Origin of the sequence: Delftia sp. ASV31 (assembly GCF_016428765.1) — a bacterium.
Classification (GTDB): Bacteria; Pseudomonadota; Gammaproteobacteria; order Burkholderiales; family Burkholderiaceae_C; genus Comamonas; species Comamonas acidovorans.
In genome coordinates this window covers 1-1989 of sequence record NZ_JAELTK010000182.1, presented here as the reverse complement: position 1 = coordinate 1989, position 1989 = coordinate 1, and the positions used below count along the sequence as shown (strand labels likewise).

Sequence of the window (1989 nt, the reverse complement as noted above, 5' to 3'; positions counted from 1 at the left end):
GCCCGGCGCCTGGGCGCCATGCGCAACTGGCTGTGCGCCTCGCCCGCATGGATACAGGCCCAGGGTGGCAGCGCGGCCTGGCGCCACCCGGCACCGCTGGCCAGCATGCGCTGGCTGGGCCTGGCGCGCGAGGGCCAGGGCCAGGCCCTGCGTGCCGAGGCGCGCCACCCTGACACGGGCGAGACCTACAGCCTGCAGGTGCTGCCGCATGTGGCCAGCAACAACCAGCTGTCCATCCAGCAGATGTGCGAGGCCGGCCTGGGCCTGGCCCTGCTGGGCAGCATGGACGTGGCCGACACGGTGGCCGAAGGCCGCCTGGTGCGCCTGCTGCCCGACTGGGACTTCGGCGGCCTGGACATCTGGGCCGTCACCCCGCAGCGCCAGGCCCAGCCCGCCAAGGTTCGCCAGGCCATCGCTGCCTTGCAGGCCTATCTGGCCCGGTTGCCGGGCGTGGTCGATGCGCCGGCGCCGGCCTGAGGATCATGGACGGCGCACGAAAAAAAGCCCGCACGGGGCGGGCATGAAAACGAAGGAAGGACGCTCGCTCAGTCGAGGGCTGTCTTCTGGCCGTTCTTGAACACGCTCAGCGTGTACGAGGGGTTCTTCATCTCGCCGTTCTTCTCGAAGGCGATCTTCGAGGTCACGCCCGAGTAGTCGGCCTTTTGCAGGAAGGGAATGTAGACCTTGGGGTCCCAGGAGTTGGCGCGCTTCATGGCGTCGGCCAGCATCATGGTGGCGTCGTAGAAGTACGGGCTGTAGACCTGGAACTGGCCGGGGTACTTGGCGTCGTAGCGCTTTTTCCATTCCGTGCCGCCGGGCATCTTGGCCAGCGAGGCGCCGCCATCGGCGCAGATCACGTTGTCCAGCGGCTTGGCACCGGCCGCCACCTTGGCCAGCTCGGGCACGCACAGGCCATCGCCGCCGAAGTACTTGGCATCGTTCAGGCCCAGCTGGGCCATCTGGCGCAGCATGGGGCCGGCCTGGCCGTACATGCCGCCGTAGAAGATGCCCTCGGGCTTCTTGGCCTTGATGGAGGTCAGGATGGCCATGAAGTCCGTGGCCTTGTCGTTCGTGAACTCCGAGGCCACGACCTTCACGCCCAGCTTTTCCGCATCCTTCTTGAACACATTGGCCAGGCCCTGGCCGTAGGCCGTGCGGTCATCGATGATGGCCACGGTCTTGAGCTTGAGCGTTTCGGCCGCGTACTTGGCCAGCGCCGCGCCCAGGGCGTTGTCGTTGGCGATCACGCGGTAGGTGGTGTTCCAGCCGGGCTTGGTCAGGTCGGGGTTGGTGGCCGCGCCCGTGATCATGGGAATGCCGCAGTCCTGGAAGACCTTGGACGAGGGAATGGCCACGCCCGAGTTGAGGAAGGCCACGGCGCCGGCGACCTTGTCGTCGCACAGCTTCTGCGCGGCGGCCGTGCCCTGCTTGGGATCGGCCACATCGTCTTCGGCCACCAGCTGGAACTTGACCTTCTTGCCGGCGATCTCCATGCCCTTGGCATTGAGCTCGTCGATGGCCATGCGTACGCCGTTTTCGTTGTCCTTGCCGAAATTGGCCTGGGGTCCGGACACCGGGCCGATGTGGCCGATGCGGATCACCTGCTCCTGGGCCATGGCCACGCCACCCATGCCGGCCACGACGGCCGCAATACACAACTTCCGGGACATCTTCATCGCGCACTCCTCAGTTGAAACAGGCCGTCACGTTATTCCCGTCATCGCGGCTTGGCAATGCCGCGTGACGGGGCCGCGACACTCGGCACCAACTCAGTGTTTACGAGCATCCGTCCCCACCCAAAGCTGTGCTGGGTGGCGCGCCGCAACCGGCGACGCAGGCGACGCTTGCAACTCAGGCCGCGCGGGCCTGGCCCAGCGCCTGCACCTGGGCCAGCTGGTCCAGGGCCGCCAGGCAGGCATGGGCCACCTCCACGCCCTTCTTCACGAAGTGGGCGCGGAAGAACTCCACATGGTCGCCGTGCTCGTGGAA

Annotated in this window: 2 protein-coding genes; one reads left to right on the top strand and one right to left on the bottom strand. The window is 67.0% G+C overall.

From position 1 onward, the window contains the following. A partial coding sequence (locus JHD82_RS28870; RefSeq protein ID WP_233174947.1) for a LysR substrate-binding domain-containing protein occupies positions 1 to 477 on the top strand: 477 nt, incomplete at its 5' end. 68 nt (positions 478 to 545) lie between these two features. Here JHD82_RS28870 and JHD82_RS28865 read toward each other — a convergent pair. Further along, a complete protein-coding gene (locus JHD82_RS28865; protein WP_012204120.1) occupies positions 546 to 1676 on the bottom strand; it encodes a branched-chain amino acid ABC transporter substrate-binding protein in 1131 nt (376 codons plus the stop codon). Positions 1677 to 1989: the final 313 nt, after the last annotated feature.

Excerpts from the sequence above, each read along its gene's own strand:
- JHD82_RS28865 (WP_012204120.1), bottom strand. The coding sequence starts at position 1,676 with ATGAAGATGTCCCGGAAGTTGTGTATTGCGGCCGTCGTGGCCGGCATG.